Annotated in this window: 14 protein-coding genes and 1 pseudogene; 11 read left to right on the forward strand and 4 right to left on the reverse strand. The window is 68.2% G+C overall.

The window, feature by feature from the left end:
• The first annotated feature begins 413 nt into the window (after window positions 1–413).
• From IF11_RS0125580 to IF11_RS0125600, 5 genes are all read left to right on the forward strand, one after another.
• Window positions 414–1,655 carry a cytochrome P450 gene (locus tag IF11_RS0125580; RefSeq protein WP_030354085.1) on the forward strand — a complete coding sequence of 414 codons (1,242 nt, stop codon included), beginning with the start codon at window positions 414–416 and terminating at the stop codon, window positions 1,653–1,655.
• A gap of 29 nt (window positions 1,656–1,684) precedes the next feature.
• Window positions 1,685–1,882 (forward strand): ferredoxin, encoded by a 198-nt coding sequence (locus tag IF11_RS0125585; RefSeq protein ID WP_030354086.1) that lies wholly within the window; start codon window positions 1,685–1,687, stop codon window positions 1,880–1,882.
• Window positions 1,879–3,075 carry an NAD(P)/FAD-dependent oxidoreductase gene (locus IF11_RS0125590; protein WP_030354087.1) on the forward strand — a complete coding sequence of 399 codons (1,197 nt, stop codon included), beginning with the start codon at window positions 1,879–1,881 and terminating at the stop codon, window positions 3,073–3,075. Before IF11_RS0125585 ends, IF11_RS0125590 begins: the two co-directional genes overlap by 4 nt.
• A gap of 68 nt (window positions 3,076–3,143) precedes the next feature.
• Window positions 3,144–3,983 carry an SDR family oxidoreductase gene (locus IF11_RS0125595; RefSeq protein WP_030354088.1) on the forward strand — a complete coding sequence of 280 codons (840 nt, stop codon included), beginning with the start codon at window positions 3,144–3,146 and terminating at the stop codon, window positions 3,981–3,983.
• A gap of 368 nt (window positions 3,984–4,351) precedes the next feature.
• Window positions 4,352–4,933, forward strand: coding sequence for a L,D-transpeptidase family protein (locus IF11_RS0125600; RefSeq protein WP_030354089.1), 582 nt, complete (start codon window positions 4,352–4,354; stop codon window positions 4,931–4,933).
• A 113-nt stretch (window positions 4,934–5,046) separates the two neighbouring features.
• Here IF11_RS0125600 and IF11_RS0125605 read toward each other — a convergent pair whose 3' ends face one another.
• The gene (locus IF11_RS0125605; protein WP_030354090.1) at window positions 5,047–5,970 is read right to left on the reverse strand and encodes an SDR family oxidoreductase; all 924 of its coding nucleotides are present in this window, start codon (window positions 5,968–5,970) and stop codon (window positions 5,047–5,049) included.
• 85 nt (window positions 5,971–6,055) lie between these two features.
• On the opposite strand from IF11_RS0125605, the gene IF11_RS0125610 reads away from it, so the two are divergent.
• Window positions 6,056–6,622, forward strand: coding sequence for a TetR family transcriptional regulator (locus tag IF11_RS0125610; protein ID WP_030354091.1), 567 nt, complete (start codon window positions 6,056–6,058; stop codon window positions 6,620–6,622).
• Window positions 6,623–6,869: 247 nt separating this feature from the next.
• Window positions 6,870–7,376: pseudogene (locus IF11_RS39250) on the forward strand (phosphotransferase); the annotation flags it as partial.
• 105 nt (window positions 7,377–7,481) lie between these two features.
• Here the strand turns inward: IF11_RS39250 and IF11_RS0125620 are convergent.
• On the reverse strand, window positions 7,482–9,134 hold the full coding sequence (locus IF11_RS0125620; protein WP_063759233.1) for a sensor histidine kinase: 1,653 nt from the start codon (window positions 9,132–9,134) through the stop codon (window positions 7,482–7,484).
• 20 nt (window positions 9,135–9,154) lie between these two features.
• A complete protein-coding gene (locus IF11_RS0125625) occupies window positions 9,155–9,838 on the reverse strand; it encodes a response regulator (RefSeq protein ID WP_338119911.1) in 684 nt (227 codons plus the stop codon).
• A 462-nt stretch (window positions 9,839–10,300) separates the two neighbouring features.
• On the opposite strand from IF11_RS0125625, the gene IF11_RS0125630 reads away from it, so the two are divergent.
• From IF11_RS0125630 to IF11_RS37925, 4 genes are all read left to right on the forward strand, one after another.
• Complete coding sequence (locus tag IF11_RS0125630; RefSeq protein ID WP_206300649.1) at window positions 10,301–11,548, forward strand: PstS family phosphate ABC transporter substrate-binding protein; 1,248 nt, start codon at window positions 10,301–10,303, stop codon at window positions 11,546–11,548.
• 26 nt (window positions 11,549–11,574) lie between these two features.
• Entirely contained in the window at window positions 11,575–12,831 is a 1,257-nt protein-coding gene (locus tag IF11_RS0125635; protein ID WP_206300650.1) for a PstS family phosphate ABC transporter substrate-binding protein, read from the forward strand.
• 25 nt (window positions 12,832–12,856) lie between these two features.
• A complete protein-coding gene (locus IF11_RS0125640) occupies window positions 12,857–14,014 on the forward strand; it encodes a PstS family phosphate ABC transporter substrate-binding protein (RefSeq protein ID WP_133243243.1) in 1,158 nt (385 codons plus the stop codon).
• A 395-nt stretch (window positions 14,015–14,409) separates the two neighbouring features.
• The gene (locus tag IF11_RS37925; RefSeq protein ID WP_051746211.1) at window positions 14,410–15,081 is read left to right on the forward strand and encodes a peptidoglycan-binding domain-containing protein; all 672 of its coding nucleotides are present in this window, start codon (window positions 14,410–14,412) and stop codon (window positions 15,079–15,081) included.
• 42 nt (window positions 15,082–15,123) lie between these two features.
• On the opposite strand, the gene IF11_RS0125650 is transcribed toward IF11_RS37925, so the two are convergent.
• Entirely contained in the window at window positions 15,124–16,872 is a 1,749-nt protein-coding gene (locus IF11_RS0125650) for a CHAT domain-containing protein (RefSeq protein WP_030354098.1), read from the reverse strand.
• Window positions 16,873–16,925: the final 53 nt, after the last annotated feature.

Genomic DNA, 16,925 nt, shown 5'->3' on the forward strand with positions numbered 1-16,925 from the left:
CCGGCTCCGGCGGCTCCAGGGCGACGAAATGATAGGCCCTTCGTATCGGGGGTTGAGTTTCTCGACTCTCTTGTGCGCGATAGGTACGCAGGCGCACCATTCCAGACGCTCCACATCAATTCCGCATGCCTCGATGCCGGTCGGGATTTCTCTGCGGTCGAATGCCCGGGGGACACCCGGTCTCGCGTTGTCCGGTGCGATAGGGAAATTTCTCCCGTATCGATCAGTACGCCGTTCGACCAGCCCTCGGGCGGGCGTGTGACGTGCACCACGTCCGGCTAATGTCAGGGAACTGACCGGAACGTGTCAGTCGACTCCGCTTTCATGTGAGTAGTCGAACTCTTCGACCAAATGTTTCTCCGGATCTCCGCAGCCATTCCGGCCGGAGCCCCCACATCACCAAGGAGACGCGAATGTCCGACACCCTTTCTTGCCCCGTGAGCGGCGCGGCCGAGTCGCTGCCCGAATATCCGTTGCAGCGGGCGGCGGAATGCCCGCTGGCCCCGGCTCCGGCCGTTCAGGAATTGCGGGCGGCGAAACCCATCACGAAGGTGCGCATTTGGAACGGCAGCACGCCCTGGCTGGTCACTCGGCACGCCGACCAGCGGACCCTGCTGACCGACCCCCGCGTGAGCGACGACGACCTCGACCCCGGATTTCCCTATGTGAACGCGCACCGAGCGGAGATCGCACCGGTGACGCCGCGGCTGATCACGAACACGGACGCGCCGGAGCACACGCGGTTGCGGCGGACGGTCAACGGACCGTTCGTGGTCAAGCGGATCGAGAAGGCACGGCCGGCGATCCAGAAGATCGTCGACGATCTCATCGACACCATGCTGGACGGGCCGAACCCGGTGGATCTCCTCACGGCGCTCGCCCTGCCCGTGCCGTCGCTGGTGATAGCGGAGCTGCTCGGGGTGCCCTACAAGGACCATGACTTCTTCCAGAGCAGCAGCAGTCTGGTGCTGGACAGCACGGCGCCGCCCGAGAAGGCCCGGGAGGTCAGCGGTGCGCTGTCCGCGTACCTGGACAACCTGCTCGGGGAGAAGATGACCGACCCGGGCGAGGACGTGCTGTCGGAGATGGGCGGTCGCGTCAAAGCCGGGGAGATGACCCGGACCGAGGCCGTGCACATGGGCGTGGCCATGCTGATCGCGGGTCACGAGACGACGGCCACGATGATCAGTCTCGGCACGCTGGCGCTGTTGCAGCATCCCGACCAACTGGCGGTGGTGCGGGAGACCGAGGACCCGAAAGTGATCGCGAACGCGGTGGACGAGGTGCTGCGTTACCTGTCCATCGTGCAGACGGGGGTGCGCCGGGTTGTCAAGGAGGACATCGAGATCGGCGGCGTCGTGATCCGGGCCGGGGAGGGGATCATCTTCGATCTGCACGCGGCGAACTGGGATCCGGAGGCGTTCCCGGAGGCCGACCGGCTGGATGTGCGCCGGCCGGCGCGTACGCACCAGGCGTTCGGATACGGGCCGCATCAGTGCCTGGGGCAGAACCTGGCCCGTCTGGAGCTCCAGGTCGTCTACGGCACGCTGTACCGCCGCATCCCCACCCTCCGGCTGGCCGCCGGGATCGAGGAGCTGGAATTCGACCACACCGGGACCACGTACGGCGTGCACAGCCTGCCGGTGGCCTGGTAACCCCCCAAGTAAGAACTGAGGTAACGACAATGCGCGTGGAACTGGACGAGCCGAAGTGTGTGGCATCGGGGCAGTGTGTGATGGCCGCCCCCGAGGTCTTCGACCAGCGGGACGACGACGGCGTTGCGATCCTGCTGGACGAGCACCCCGTCTCCGAGCTGCACGACGGCGTGCGCGAGGCGGCGGCCATCTGCCCGGCGGCGGCGATCCGGCTGGTGGAGGGGTGAAGCGGATCGTGGTCGTGGGCGCCTCGGCCGCCGGGCTCGCGGCAGCTGAGACCCTGCGCCGGGAAGGCTACGACGGCACACTCACCCTGGTCGGTGACGAGCCGCATGCCCCCTACGACCGGCCCCCGCTGTCCAAGCAGATCCTGTCCGGCGAGTGGGGCACGAAGCAGTTGCCGTTGCGCCCGTACCAGGTCCTCGACAGCCTCGGCCTGGACCTGCGGTTGGGGGTGGCGGCGACCGGACTGGACACCACGGACCGTACGGTGCGTCTGGCGGACGGGTCGCAGGTGGCGTACGACGGGCTGATCGTCGCCACCGGGGTACGCCCGCGGCGCCTGCCCGGCGAGGGTGCCCACGTACTGCGCACCCTGGACGACGCGTTGGCGCTGCGCGGCCTGTTGGGGCCGGGACGGCGGCTGGTCGTGGTCGGCGCCGGGTTTCTTGGAGCCGAGGCGGCGGCGGTGGCCTGGAAGCTGGGCGCCCGGGTGACGCTGATCGAACCCGCACCGGTGCCGCTCGCCCAGGCGGTCGGCCATCAGGTCGGCGGGGTGCTGTCACGTGCCCATCTGGAGCACGGGGTGGATCTGCGCACCGGGGTGTCGGTCAGCGCGGTCACCGAGGACGGGGTGCTGCTGGACGACGGCGAACTCGTCGGGGCCGATGAAATCCTGGTGGCCATCGGGTCGTTGCCGAACACCGACTGGCTGGCGGACAGCGGTCTGACGGTGCGGGACGGGCTGGTGTGCGACGAGTACTGCCAGGCCGGCCAGGGGGTGTACGGGGCGGGGGATGTGGCCCGCTGGTACAACCCGCTGTTCGGGGTCTCGATGCGGATCGAGCACCGCACGAACGCCGCCGAGCAGGGCATGGCCGCCGCCCGGAATCTGCTCCACCCCGAGGCGCGCAAGCCGTTCGCGCCGGTGCCGTACTTCTGGTCGGACCAGTACGACATGAAGATCCAGGCGTACGGCTACCTCCGCGGGCACGACGAAGTCGCCGTCGTGGACGGGGACCTCGCCGAACGCCGCTTCGTGGCCGCCTACCGCACCGGCGACCGGGTGACCGGCGCGCTCGCGGTCGGGATGCCGCCCAAGGCGATCCGTCTGTGGCGTCAGGCCGTCGCGACCGGCGCCGCCTGGCGCGAGGCCGTACCGACCGAGACAACGGGCGCCGCTGTCAACGAGGTTGCCTGACACTGCCCGCCGTTCACCGGGTGGGCTCCCGGATTCCGGGAGCCCACCCGACAACAAGGAGGTTGTTCATGCAGGACCGTACATACGACGGCCGTGACGTGGTGGTGGTCACGGGGGCGGGCGGCATGGGGTCGGCGATCGCGCGCCGGCTGGGCAGCGGACGGACCCTCATCCTCGCCGACGCCTCGCCCGAGCAACTCGACCGGGTCGTCGACGCGATGAGTGCCGAGGGATATGCGGTGCGTGGCGTGCTGACCGATGTGTCCGACCGCGCTTCGGTCGAGAAGCTCGCGGACATCGCCTCCGGCGAGGGCCGGCTGACAGCCGTGGTGCACACCGCGGGCGTAGCCGCCGCGACCGCGTCGGCGCGGAAGATCTTCGAGGTCGATCTGCTCGGCACGGTGTACGTGATCGACGCGTTCGAGAAGGTGGCGGTCCGCGGCACATCGCTGGTCTGCGTGTCCAGCATGGCCGGCCACTACGCGTCGTTGAGCCGGGAGGACGAGGCCGCCCTGGCGACGGCTCCCCCCGAGGAACTGCTCGGGCTGGCGGCGGTCACCGCCGTGGGCGACGACTCGACGAGCGCGTACATCGTGGCCAAGCGTGCCAACCATGTCCGGGTGCAGGCCGCGGCGCTCGCCTGGAACCAGCGCGGCGCCCGGGTGAACACGGTCAGCCCCGGTGTCATATCCACCGCGATGTCGAAGGCCGAGGCCGATTCGGACTCCAACGGGCACATGCTCAGGATGCTGGAGGAGTGCGGCGCGGGCCGCATGGGAACACCGGGGGAGATCGCCGACGCCGTGGCGTTCCTCGCGGGCCCGCAGTCGCTCTACATCACCGGCACCGACCTGCTCGTCGACGGCGGGCAGGCCGGATGGATTCACTGGCACATGAAGCGCGAGTGACAGCGGCCCGACGGCCTTTGTGACCTCCGCACAGGGGCCGGCGCTCGCCGCGGTGCGGCGCTCAGCGAAGTGCGGCGGTCGCCCGACGCCTCCCGGGGGACCGGCCACACGGCCACCTCGGGGCGGACATCGAGAACACCGGACTCGCGACCGGCCCTCGGTACGGCCCGTAGCGCCCCCAGTCGGTTCGAGGCGGCGCATTCCGATGCGCTCCCATGTCCCGGACACCGCTCTGACCAGCCCGGACAGAGCGGGACTGTCCGGGACATCGAACCGCCATTGTCAGGTTCCGCGTTGCCCCGGAAGGCTCTGTCGCAGCCCGAGCGATCACGCCGGGCGCCGTACGAACTCACGACAGGAGCCCTCGCATGGGAACCCGAGCACGCCTTGCGTCCATAGTCCTCACGATGACCCTCGCCGGCGGTCTGACGGCCACCATGGCCCCGGCCCAGGCGCAGCCGGCGGGCGAACGTACCGCTGCCGCCGCCGCGACGTACTACCTGAAGTTCGACAAGAACACCGTGACCAACTCCAAGCTGTCTCTGATGAAGAGCGTCGCGGGCCCCGACAAGGTCATCGCGAGTTACAAGGCCGGATCGGGGACCAGCACCAACACCTGCGCCGTCGGGAAGGGCTGGCTGCCCAACGGCAACTACAAGATCGAGTTCCACCGCAAGAACTTCGACGGAATCATCAACGGCTACGTCATCAAGCTCGCCGACAAGCGATGCAGCAAGGGCGCCAAGCGCACCGAGCTGTTCATCCACAGCGAGATGAAGCCGAACGGCAAGCAGGGCTCGATCGAGTCCGAGAAGTGGACCAACAGCAACCCGAACGACTACTACTCCAACGGCTGCATCAAGCTCAACCCGTCCAACATCAAGAACCTGTTCAGCAGGCTGGACAGCCTGGGCTGGGGGAAGCTGACCAAGCTGGCGGTCGTGAGCTGATGGACCGTTGGCCGGAGCGGTGACGGGCGAAGCCGCACAGCTCGTCGACCCCGCGGAAACGCTATCTGCGTGAGACTGGACGCGTACCGCGCAGGTGGCGTCTCCGCTGTTGGTCAGGCGGTGGTGGCAGGGACCTGGAAGTAGTGGCCCTTGTCGAGGTCTTCGAGGAGACCGGGGTGGGTCTGCTCCCAGTCCAGCAGCTCCCGCGTCAGGGTGTTCGACGTCGGGGCGTCAAGGCCGAGGAGGGCGCCCAGCCAGGCGAAGTGGTCGGCCGCGGCCTCGGGGGCCACGGAGGTCACCGGCACGTCGAGGTGACGGCCGATCACCTCGGCGATGTCGCGGATCGCGACGCCCTCGTCCGCGACGCCGTGCAGCACCGATCCGGCGGGGGCCTCCTCGACGGCCAGGCGGAACAGCCGTGCGGCGTCGAGGCGGTGGACGGCCGGCCAGCGGTTGGCGCCGTCGCCGATGTAACCGGAGACGCCCTTGGCGCGGGCAATGGCGACCAAGGTGGCCATAAAGCCCTGGTCTCCTTCGCCGTGGCAGGTCGGAGACAGTCGCACCACGGATGAGCGCACGCCGCGCGAGGCGAGTGCGAGCATCGCCTGGGCGGTGGCCGATCGGGTCGAGAGCGGCGAGCCGTCGATCGTGGGCATGTCCCGCTCGGTCGCCACACGCCCGGGCGCGAGGCCGAGCACGCCGGAGGCGAGGACGAAGGGGCGGTCGGTGCCGGCGAGCGCGTCGCCGAAGGTGTCGACGGCGCGGCGATCGGCCTCGGCGGCGCCCTGGAAGTCGCCGCTGAAGGCGATGTCGTGCTTGAAGGCGAGATGGATCACCCCGTCCGACGCGGCGGCTGCGTCCCGCAGGACGCCGAGGTCGTCGACGGTGCCGCGGACGACCTCCGCCCCGGCCGCGGTGAGCGCGGCGGCGGAGGCGTCGGAGCGGGCGAGCCCGACGACCTGGTGCCCCGCGTCGATGAGCTCGGGAACGACGGCGGAACCGATCCAGCCGGACGCGCCGGTCACGAAGATGCGCATGGGAGGACTCCAAACTTTTGATGGCAGTGGCTGTCATCGAGGCTAGCACCTGATGTCAGTCGCTGCCATCGCGTAGGATCTGCGCATGGGTAGATGGGAGCCGGACGCGCGGGGGCGCCTGGCGAAAGCGGCGTTGGAGCTCTACAGCGAGCGCGGGTTCGAGCAGACCACCGTGGTGGAGATCGCCAAACGGGCCGGGCTCACGGAGCGGACCTTCTTCCGGCACTACGCCGACAAGCGCGAGGTGCTGTTCGCCGGCTCCAGCGCGTTGCAGGAACTGTTCGTGCGGGCGGTCGCCGACGCTCCGGAGTCCGCGGCGCCGATCGACGCACTGGCGGCGGGCCTTGACGCCGTCTCCGAGATGTTCGCCGACCGTCGCGAGTACGCGCGGAAGCGACAGGCTGTGATCATGGCGAACGCGGAACTCCAGGAGCGCGAGCTGATCAAGCTCGCCTCCATGTCGGCCGCGCTCGCCGACACCCTCCGCCGGCGCGGCGTCGCGGAGCCGGCCGCAAGCCTGACCGCCGAGGCGGGGGTCGCCGTCTTCAAGGTCGGGTTCGAGCGCTGGATCGTGGCGGCCGAGGAACGCGACATGGCGCACTTGATGCGGGATTCGCTGGACGAACTCAAGGCCGTGACCGCGGGCGGCTAGGTCCTGTCCGGCCGATCTTCGCGGATCAGGCCGCGGCGTCTGGCGCACTACGTTCGCTGCGCTCTCTTCGTCTCGGCGCCTTGATTCCTCCCTGGATGCCGAGCGGCGATCGCAAGGCGGAGGGTCTCCCCAGTACTGGACGTACTGGGGTGATCCCGACAACGCGGCGAGCGTGCGCCCGCCGCGGCAGCGGCTCGTGTCACTGCGGCGCCGCGGGCCCGCGAAGATCGGCCGGACAGGACCTAGGCCACTGGCCATCCCGGTACCGGTGGGAGTGGGTGAGCCCGGCTTCGGCTATCCGTGGCCATGGGCGGTGTGCCGCTGGCCGACCGGGATCACGCGACGCGGGCCGCTCTCGCGGAGCTCAGCGGCGTGTTCGACACCGCGGCCCTGACCGAGCTGTGGGACGCGGCACTGAACGCCCCCGAATGGGACCGTCCTCCGGTCTGGTTCCACGGCGACATCCACACCGGCAACCTGCTGACCGTCGACGGCCAGCTCGGCGCGGTCATCGACTTCGGTGAACTCGGCATCGGCGACCCGGCCCGCGACCTTGACCATCGCCTTCACCCTGATGTCGGCCGGGAGCCGGGCCGCTTTCCGTGCCGCGCTCGATGTCGACGACGCCACCTGGGCCCGGGGTCGAGGCTGGGCCCTGGCCACCGGCCTGAACGCCTACATCTCGTACGCCGCCGTCAACCCCCGCGTCGCCGCGCAGACCACCCGCCAGATCAACCAGGCTCTGATCGGCTGAGCCGTGGCCGGGTCTACGGTGCCAACCACGAGGACGTACGGCGATGCTTGCGCGTGCCGTCACGCCTGCGGCGCTGTCGGAACTCCCCATAGTGCGACTACGTGGTCAAGAGGAGGTTTCTGGCCGGTGGTTGCGCTCCGGCTGTTGCCGGAGCGGGATGCGTACGGTGAAGATCGCCCCGCCGTCACTGATGACGTCGATCGTGCCGTGATGGCGTTTCACCACCTGGGCCACCAGCGCCAGGCCGAGCCCGCGGCCGTGCGGGCGATCCGCGGTCTTCGTCGACCAGCCGGCGGTGAACGCGGTCCGGACCGTCGCCGGGTCGAGTCCGGTACCCGTGTCGCGGACGCGGATCGTCAGCGTGTCGCTTTCCGTTCGCATGGTGACGTCGACCCTCCGGGGGGACGGAGTGGTGAGCGCCGCGTCGATCGCGTTGTCCACCAGGTTTCCCACGATGCTGATCAGGTCCCGGGCGTCGATGGGAACCGTGTCCACCCGTGTGTCATCGCTGATGACCAGATGCAGGCCCTTCCTCTGTGCCTCGGCGACCTTGCCGAGCAGCAGTGCGGCCACCGGGGGATCGGCTATCGACTCGACGACCCGGTCGACGAGTTGCTGCGTCGCGGTCAGCTCGGCGGCGGCGAACTCCATGGCCTCCTCCGGTTTGCCCACCGCGATCAGCGTGACCACGGTGTGCAGCCGGTTCGCGGCCTCGTGCGCCTGTGCCCGCAGAGACTCGGCGAAGGAACGCGCGGAGTCGAGTTCGCTGGTCAGAGCAAGCAGTTCGGTGTGGTCGCGGAGGGTCGCCACGGTGCCGACGAGGCGGCCGTCCCGTCGGGCGGTCCGCTGGGTGACGACAAGTACTCGTTCGCCCGCGAGGTGGATCTCGTCCTCGGCGTCGTGCCCGGCGGTCAGCAGCTTCCGCAGCGAAGGAGAGTCGGTCAGGCCGGTTGACGGGCGGCCTTCGGCGTCCGGACCAAGGCTGAGCAGGCGCTGCGCCTCGTCATTGGCCAGTACCAACTGCCGGTCGGGTCCCAGGACTACGAGCCCTTGGCTCACGGTGTGCAGGACGGCGTCGTGGTGCTCGTACATCCTGGTGATCTCGGCCGGCCCCAGGCCGAGAGTCTGACGCCGCAGACGTCTGCTGATGACGAACGACGCGAACGCGGCCGCCAGTAGGGCGAGTCCGGCGGCGATCAACAGCCCGGGCAGCCTGCCGTGCAACTGGTCACCGATCTTCGGCTGCGTCATCACCACCGACACGATGCCGATGGCCGTGGAGTCCGCGCCGATCACGGGCGCCGACGCGCGCACCGACGTTCCGAGGCGGCCCTGGTAGAACTGGGTCAGCTCGTGCCCGTTGAGAACCGGCGCGATGTCCCAGTTGATCTGTGTGCCCAGCCGTGTGGGGTCGCGGTGGACGCAGCGGGTCCCGTCGGGTCGGGCGATCACGATGAAGTCGACATTGTTGGCCTGCCGCACGGTTTCCACCAGCGATTGCAGGCCCGGCGGGGGTTCGGGCCGGCTCAGCGCCGTACGTACGTCGGGACTGTGGGCGAGCGTTCGCGCCACGGCCAAGGACACGTTGGCCGCGTGCGACTCGCTCTCGTGGGATATCTCGACGTAGGCGGCGGCCAGGACAGCGGTCACCAGCACGGCCAGAACACCGAGTTGCAACAGAAAGAACTGACGGGCGACGCTGACCGCGCGCAGCCGACGGAAAGCGTATCTGTTGCCGCGTGTGGTCGTGCCCGTCACGTTGGCGCCCCCATCGAGACTCAGCCGCGAGCGGCCCACTGGTAGAGCTGTTCGGGGCGTCCACCGCCGTAGCGCAGGGACCTGGTCACCAGTTCCTGGGCGACCAGATGTTCGAGATAGCGGCGGGCGGTGACACGTGACAGCCCAGCGGCCTCCGCGACATTCGTTGAGGACAGTGGCCGTCCGGCGTCGCGAACCACACGTGCGACGGCCCTCCAGGAATCCCTCGTCAGTCCTTTGGGCAGTGGTTCGCTACGCGAGCCGCGCAATGTGGCGAACAACAGGTCCACATCCTGCTGCGCCGCGAGTCCCCTGCTCGACGTCAGGCGCTGCCGGTACTCGGCGTACCGTTCGAGCCTCTCGCGCAACGAACTGGGCATGAACGGCTTTATCAAGTACTGCGTCACTCCGTGGGCGATGGCGTGGTGAATCGTCTCCACATCGCGGGCGGAGGTGACCGCTATGACGTCCACCGACCGGCCGGCGCCGGAGTGCAGAGAACGGCACACGTCGAGGCCGTTCATGTCCGGCAGGCCGAAATCGAGCAGAATGAGGTCGGGGCGGTTACGCCCTATGAAGCGCAGTGCCTCCCTGCCGGAATGCGCGATTCCCGCGGGTTCGAAACCTTGGACCGTTGCCACGAAACCGAGGTGGGCCGCCGCCAGGGTCGGATCGTCTTCGACGACGAGGGTCCTGATCATCATCGGGCCGTTCCGCGGATAACCATTACGACCACAACCGCCTCTTCCCGCCGGCTCGGCGGCGATGCTGCATGGCGTCCCACCCTTTGCGAAGGGAGATCAGCGGGGCAACCGTGGACGTTACAACGGTGTCTCGCGGTCGGCAAGACACCAGGAGGACAACTCGCCGCGTTCGCGTCCGCGCCGGTGGTGGAGGTAGCGGTACGCCATGGCCGCGGCGGTCCGGAACCGCTCGTACGGTGTGGGATCACTGGTCGCTCGACCAATAGGACCACAAGGAGGACGCCAACTGCCGCTCGCGCCACACTCCGTTGTGTCAGACAGAGATCGGGCAGAGAGCGAGTCGCCTTGATCCGCTTTCGACAGACGATTTGCGACGGAGGTTCTGCAATGACGCAGTTCACCGTGCCACGCCGCACGGGCACCGCGGCTCGGCGCCCGAGGCGCAGGCGGGGGCGGGATCCGATGCGAAGGCTCGCATGGGTGTTCCCGGCCGTGGTGATGCTGGCCTTGACCGGTTGTACGAGTTCGTCTCAGCCTTCCGCGGCGCAGTCGGCCTCTTCGACTGCCCAGCCGGGCAAGGCGACTCTCAACTGCGACGACCCCAAGTACCGTGATCCGAACTCCAAGGACCCACTGGCAGAGCAGTGTGCCCGGATCAAGTCGGTGACCTCCAAGGGCGCGCAGATCCACTACACCAAGAAGTTCGACTTGAGCGGGCTGCCCACGTACAAGCCCCAACACATGGTCTCCGGGACGATCCGGCAGTCCGGGAACAACTACCTCGGCGACAGCCCGGTGGCCAAGCGCTGGGAGAAGGCGTTCCAGAAGTATCAGCCGGACGTCACGTTCCAGGACAATCTCGTCAGCTCCGCCGTTGGTATTCCCAGTCTGTACACCGGAACCGCGGACGTGGCTCCCATGGGCCGGGAAATCCTCTGGGACGAACTCCAGGGATACCAGCGCCAGTTCAACTCCCAGCCACTCGAAGTCACCGTCACCACCGGCTCGTACGACGTGACGGGCTGGACCAACGCGCTCGCGGTCTTCGTCAACAAGGCCAACCCCCTCTCGAAACTGTCGTTCTCGCAGATTGACGGGGTCTTCGGTGCGGCGCGAACCGGAGTCTGGGACGGCCAGAAATGGGATCCGACGAAGGTGCGGGGGGCGGACAAGAACATCCGGACCTGGGGACAGCTCGGACTGACCGGCGACTGGGCCGACAAGCCGATCCACGTGTACGGCTACACACCCGAATACCACTTCGGGAATTTCGTCGCCAAGGAGGCGATGCAGGGCAGTTCATCCTGGAACGAGAACATCAAGCAGTTCGCCAACTTCACCCGGCCGGACGGTTCGCTCGCGATCGCCGGCGATGTCTTCATGGACGAACTCGCGAAAGATCCCTACGGAATCGCCTACTCCGGCATCGACTTCCTCAAGCCGGGCACCAAGGCCTTGCCTCTCTCCCGGGAGGATGGCGGGCCTTTTGTGTCCATGAGTCTGGACACCGTACAGGACCGCAGTTACCCCCTGACTCGAAGCACCTACTACTACTTGATCAAGGGGCAGGACGGGAAGCCCGATCCCAAGGTAAAGGAGTTCCTCCGGTTCATTCTCAGCCGGGAGGGACAGCAGATCATCATGGAAGACGGGAAATATCTGCCTCTGACACCGAAGGTGGCGCGGAAGCAACTGGCAAAGCTGAACTGAGCCCCGGCGAATCACAAGGAGGCGGAGTGACCACGCGCAAGACGATCTGGGGGCTCCTGGTGCCGATCGGGCTCACCACGGCTCTCATTGCCGGGTGTACGAGTGGCGCACGGGACGACCCCAAGGCTGAACGGAGCAGCGCGGCAGCCGACGACAAGGTCGATGTCGACTGTGACGCCCCCGAATTGAAGGACCCGAACTCGACCGATCCCATGGCCGAGCAATGTGCGCGGCAGCGCAAGATCGCCAAGAAGCGGGAAAAGGTCTTCTACCACCAGAAGTTCGATCTGAGCGGGCTGGGGTCCTACGAACCGGAGCAGAAGGTGTCCGGAACCATCCGGCAGTGGGGCAACAACTATCTGGCGGACAGCACGATCGCCAGGCGGTGGGAGAGCGCCTTCCGCAAGTATCACCCCGGCGTGAAGTTCGAGGACAACCTCACGACGTCCGCCGTCGGGATACCCGGTCTCTACACCGGCAGGGCGGATCTCGCTCCCCTGGGACGTGAGATGTTGTGGGACGAAATTCAGGCATACCAGCGTCAGTTCAACGGTGCTCCCATCGAGATCACCATGGCCACCGGGTCGTACGACGTGGCCGGCTGGACGCCGGCGCTCGGCGTCTGGGTCAGCGACAAGAACCCGCTGCGGAAGCTGACATTCGAGCAGCTGGACGGAGTCTTCGGAGCGGCACGTACGGGCGGCTGGAACGGGCTGGACTGGAACCCCAAGGCAGCGCGCGGACCCGAGAAGAACATCCGCACCTGGGGTCAGCTCGGACTGACGGGAAAATGGAAGAACAAACCGATCAACGTGTACGGATACACATCGGAGTACCACTTCGGTGACTTCTTCTCGCAGAAAGTCCTCGGCGGCAGCTCCAAGTACAACGAGAACATCACGGAGTACGTCAACCAGGCACAGCGGGACGGCTCCCTGGCCAGCGCCGGCGACCTCTTCATGAAGGACCTCGCCGCCGATCCGTACGGGATCGCCTACGCCGCGATCACCTACCGGAAGCCGGGAAACAAGGCGGTGGCGTTGTCCGCGAAGCCCGGTGCCCCGTTCGTCGAGCCGACGATCGGCACCGTCCAGAACAGGAGCTTTCCGCTCACCAGAAGCGTCTACTACTACCTCACTCCGGGGAAGCTGAAAGATCCGAAGATCAAGGAGTTCCTCCGCTTCGTCCTCAGCCGTGAGGGCCAGCAGATCATCCAGGCCGATGGAAAATACCTGCCGCTGACCGCGGAACTCGCCAGGGAGCAGCTCCAGAAGATTTCCTAGGTCTCCTCGGACGGAAAGGACTCATATGCCTGCAGCGAAGCAGGGAGACGGGCACACCGGAATCAGTCGCAGGGCGATGGTCGGCGCAACGGCAGCCGGTCTGGCCGGCATCGGGTTGGCGCCTCCCGCGAACGCGGCCCCGCGAGCGACATCGGCCTCGGCGCTCGACGCCTTGGTTGCCGAACTGCCGCCGTATGAACCGGAGACGAAGGTCATCGGAGGCATCAGGATATTCGGCAGCTTCCTCAAGGGGAATGTGGAGGTCTGGGAAAAGGGCTTCCTCAAGCATCACCCGGAGGCCGAGTTCGCCCATAACTTCACCACCAGTAGCGAAGGCGCGATGGCGGGGCTCTACACCGGGCTCTCGGACGTCGCGCCGGCCGGGGACGACGCCAAGATCACGGACATGATGCCGTACTACAACGTCTTCCGGCATCTGCCAGTCGAGGTCTCGGTCGCCACCGGGGGCTACGAGGCCAGAGGCACTCTTTGGGCCATCCCGATCGTGGTGCACAAGGACAACCCCATCCGCCGGCTTTCTCTGCGGCAACTCGCCGGAATCTTCGGAGCGGAGCGCACCGGCGGCTGGGAAGGCATCCTCTATACCGCCAAGTACGCCCGTCATCCGCGCGAGAACATCCGGACCTGGGGCGAACTCGGGCTGCGCGGCGAGTGGGCGGAGCGGCCCATCCAGACCTACGGGTACTGCGCCCCCGGATTCACGTACTACTTTCAGCGCAAACTGTTCCACCACTCGGACAAGTGGAACCCCAACTTCCGTCAGTACGTCGAGGCGAAGGAGGCCCCCGACGACGACCTCGGCAAGGCCGTCGCCAGCGAACGCATGCTGGAGGAGCTGTCCGAGGACAAGTACGGCATTGCCTGGGCCGCCCTCATGCACACCAAGAACTACCCCAACGTCAGGCCGCTCGCCCTGGCGGTCGGGGACGGCGGACCGTACGTACCGCTCACACCGGAGACCGTACGCGACCGCACGTACCCCCTGATCCGCGATGCCTACTTCTATCTCAACCGGGCACCGGGGAAGCCGCTCGACCCCAAGGTCCGGGAGTTCATGCGCTACATCCTGAGCCGCGAAGGCCAGCGTGACATCGTGGAGCACGGCATCTACAACCCCCTCACACCGCAGGCACTGCGCGAACAGCGACAGAAGCTCGACTGACCGTCTGACCGTCATGTGGTGTGTGGTGACCGCCGCCTGGGGCAGTCACCACAGCCGCGCCGAGTCGGAGGCCGGTTCGGCGTGGCCGGCGCGTCGAGGTGGCTCGCGACGCCGCCGCGGAGGCCGCGGTCGTCTTGGCCGACGATTTCCCCACCCCCGTTATCCACAACCGTGCTCGGGAGAAATCGCATCTGTATAGCCTGAGTTGGCTGCGGCGCGGCCGGTCCGCGCCGCGCCTGGCGGAGAACTCGCCGGGCCGGCCGACTCCTTGGCGCCTTCGCTCCGCACCGGGACCGCCGCCGCGGAGGTGTACGGGCTGGCCTTGGAGACACTGTCGGCCGCCTACGGCGACCTGGGCGCATACGAGCAGGCCGTGCGCGCACAGGAAGCGGCACATGTCGCTGTCGCCCGGTGGTCCAGCCGGGACCGAAGTCCCGGTGCTGGAGCCGGGCGACAACACGGCGACTGAGTGCCCGCGCACCAGGGCGCCGCATCACTGGAGGACCGTCCTGCCAATCGCGGCCGTCGTGCTGGCCATCCTCCTCGCCGGACTGGGAACGTGGTGGGCGACCGCACCGCCGTTCCGCCCGGACGACGACAAGGGCGACCCCCAGGGGCTATCGCGGGACCAGACGCCCGGCCGGGCGAAATGGCCGCTGATCCGCGAAGGCGACCGAGGCGGGAGGGTGTTCGTCGTACAGCACCTGCTCGCCGAGCACGGCTACCCGCTGAACCCCGACGGCATCTTCGGGAGGATCACCAAGACCGAGGTGAAGAAACTGCAGCGCCGCGCCGCGCTGCTCCCCGATGGCGAGGTGGGACCGGACACCTGGCCACACCTGATCGTCCTGGTCGACTCACGCTCGAAAGGACATGCCGTCGAAGCGTTACAGATCCTCCTGCACTACGCGGGGCACCGGACCAGCATCACGGGTGACTTCACAGCCGCTACGGGGGAGTCCCTCAAGAACTTTCAGGGCTCCAACGAACTGCCGGTCACCGGCGTCGCCGACGAAGGGACATGGCTGCTGCTGGTGACCTCGCAACGGCCCGCCATCCACTCCTAGAAGCCGGCATCCGATACGCCCTCAGGCCTCGGGACGGAATCCCTAGGGACCCGCGTGCACCTGGCAGGCCCACAGGCTCGGGGTCCGGGGATACGTGTCACGCAGCGCGCACACGGCGGAGTGCAGGGCCTCGGCCGTCCGGTCGACGTCCAGCGCGCCGTCGCCCGTGCTCAGGGCCTCGTACACGCCTCGGGCGACACCGGCTCCGATCGTGTCGTCGACGTGCCACAGCGAGCCGACGACATGGGGGAAGCCCGCGATCTGGAGGGCGCTGACGATGTGGACGGCCTCGTCGGCGAGTTCGGGGCTGGTCCGCAGGGTGTCGCAGGCGGAGAGGTAGGCGAGCCGGACCGACGGCAGCCGGAGCCGGGCGAGGTCGCGGACGGTCAGTGGGCGTTCGGTGTGATCGTGCAGGACGAGCCGGCTGCCGGACGGGCGCTCAAGATCCCCCAGGGCGTGGCAGGCGAAGTGCGCATACGCGTGCCGGGGCAGGGCGGAGACCACAGCGGAGTGGGTGGCGGACGCGCCGGTCAGCACTTCGGGTCCGGGCAGCAGCCGGGCAAGGTGTTCGGCCTCGCGGTGCGCGGCGGGCAGTGATGCGAGGCCGGCGGCGTCGCCGACGGCGACGATGAGCGCGCCGGTGCCCGCCGGGCGGGCGGCGCGTTGCCTGGCGTGATGCAGCGCCCGCAGAGTCGGTGTGTACGAGGAGACGACCCGGTCCAACGCACCGGGCGCACCCTCCTGGGGGGTCGCGGCGTGCAGTGGCAGGGTGCCCAGGACGCCGCCCGGCGACCACCACACACGGGGCAACGGTCCGGCGGTGGTCGCCTGGATGCCCAGATGGTCGAGGACGGGCCCGCGCGTGCTGCCTTCTTGCTGCCGGAGCATCATCAGCGCACTCCCCAGGGCGCTGAGACAGTGGGCCAGATGCGGGCTTCCCGGCGGCAGTTGGGCCAGTACGTCACGCGCGATACCGACCGCCTCGCGCAGGTCCTCCGGGTCGTACGACTGCCGGTATCGCTCCAGGAGCTGGATGCCCAGATCGCTGAGGGCGAGGAGCCGGTCCGGGGAGTCGGACGGGGTTCCCTTGAGCACACGGTGGCCGAACCGGACCCGGTCGACGCCCAGTTCCCCGAACGGCCAGGTCGTCCCGGCGAGGGCCACCGCGCAGGACAGACCGTCGAGCCGGACCGTGGAGGCGGGGTCGTCGTCCGGTGTCGCGAGGACGGCGAGGCTGCCGTACCCGATCGCGGCGGCGAGGCTCACCTCGCGCGAGGGTGTCGTGGCGCCGTACCTCGCTGCCAACTCGTAGAGCGCGAGGACGTCTTCGGAGGCATCCGGCGGCGGATTGCGCTGTTGCCCCTCCGCTGCGAGTACGAACGCGGCGCACTCCGCCGCCCACTCGGCGGGACCATCGGCGTTCGCCGGGTCGGGGCGCGCGGCAGGATCGATACCCGCGAAGCCCGCCGCCAACTCCGGTGGCACGAGCCGTGGATCAACCACCCACACCGGAAAGAGCAGCGTTCCGGCCATGCTCCCGTGGACGCGGCTGTGATCCTCCGAGTCGTCCGCCGCGCGGGCGCCGCAGAGCCAGCCGGCCGCGTGCCGGGCCTCCATGTCGGTCCTCATGTCGGCGGCCCGCAGCAGTGCCCGAAGTTCGGCATCCGCCTCGTCGCCGAACACGGCGTCCCTGTTCACACGCCCGTCCGCGGTCGCGGACCGCGTGACGCGATCACGGATCGCCCGGACCAGCCGGTCCCGATCGTCCCGCACGTTGCCGAACTCTCCCATGCCGACTCCGCCACCGTCGCGACCAACCTCAACTGCGGTCATTCTGCGGCATA

Origin of the sequence: Streptomyces scopuliridis RB72 (genome assembly GCF_000718095.1) — a bacterium.
Taxonomy (GTDB): Bacteria; Actinomycetota; Actinomycetes; order Streptomycetales; family Streptomycetaceae; genus Streptomyces; species Streptomyces scopuliridis.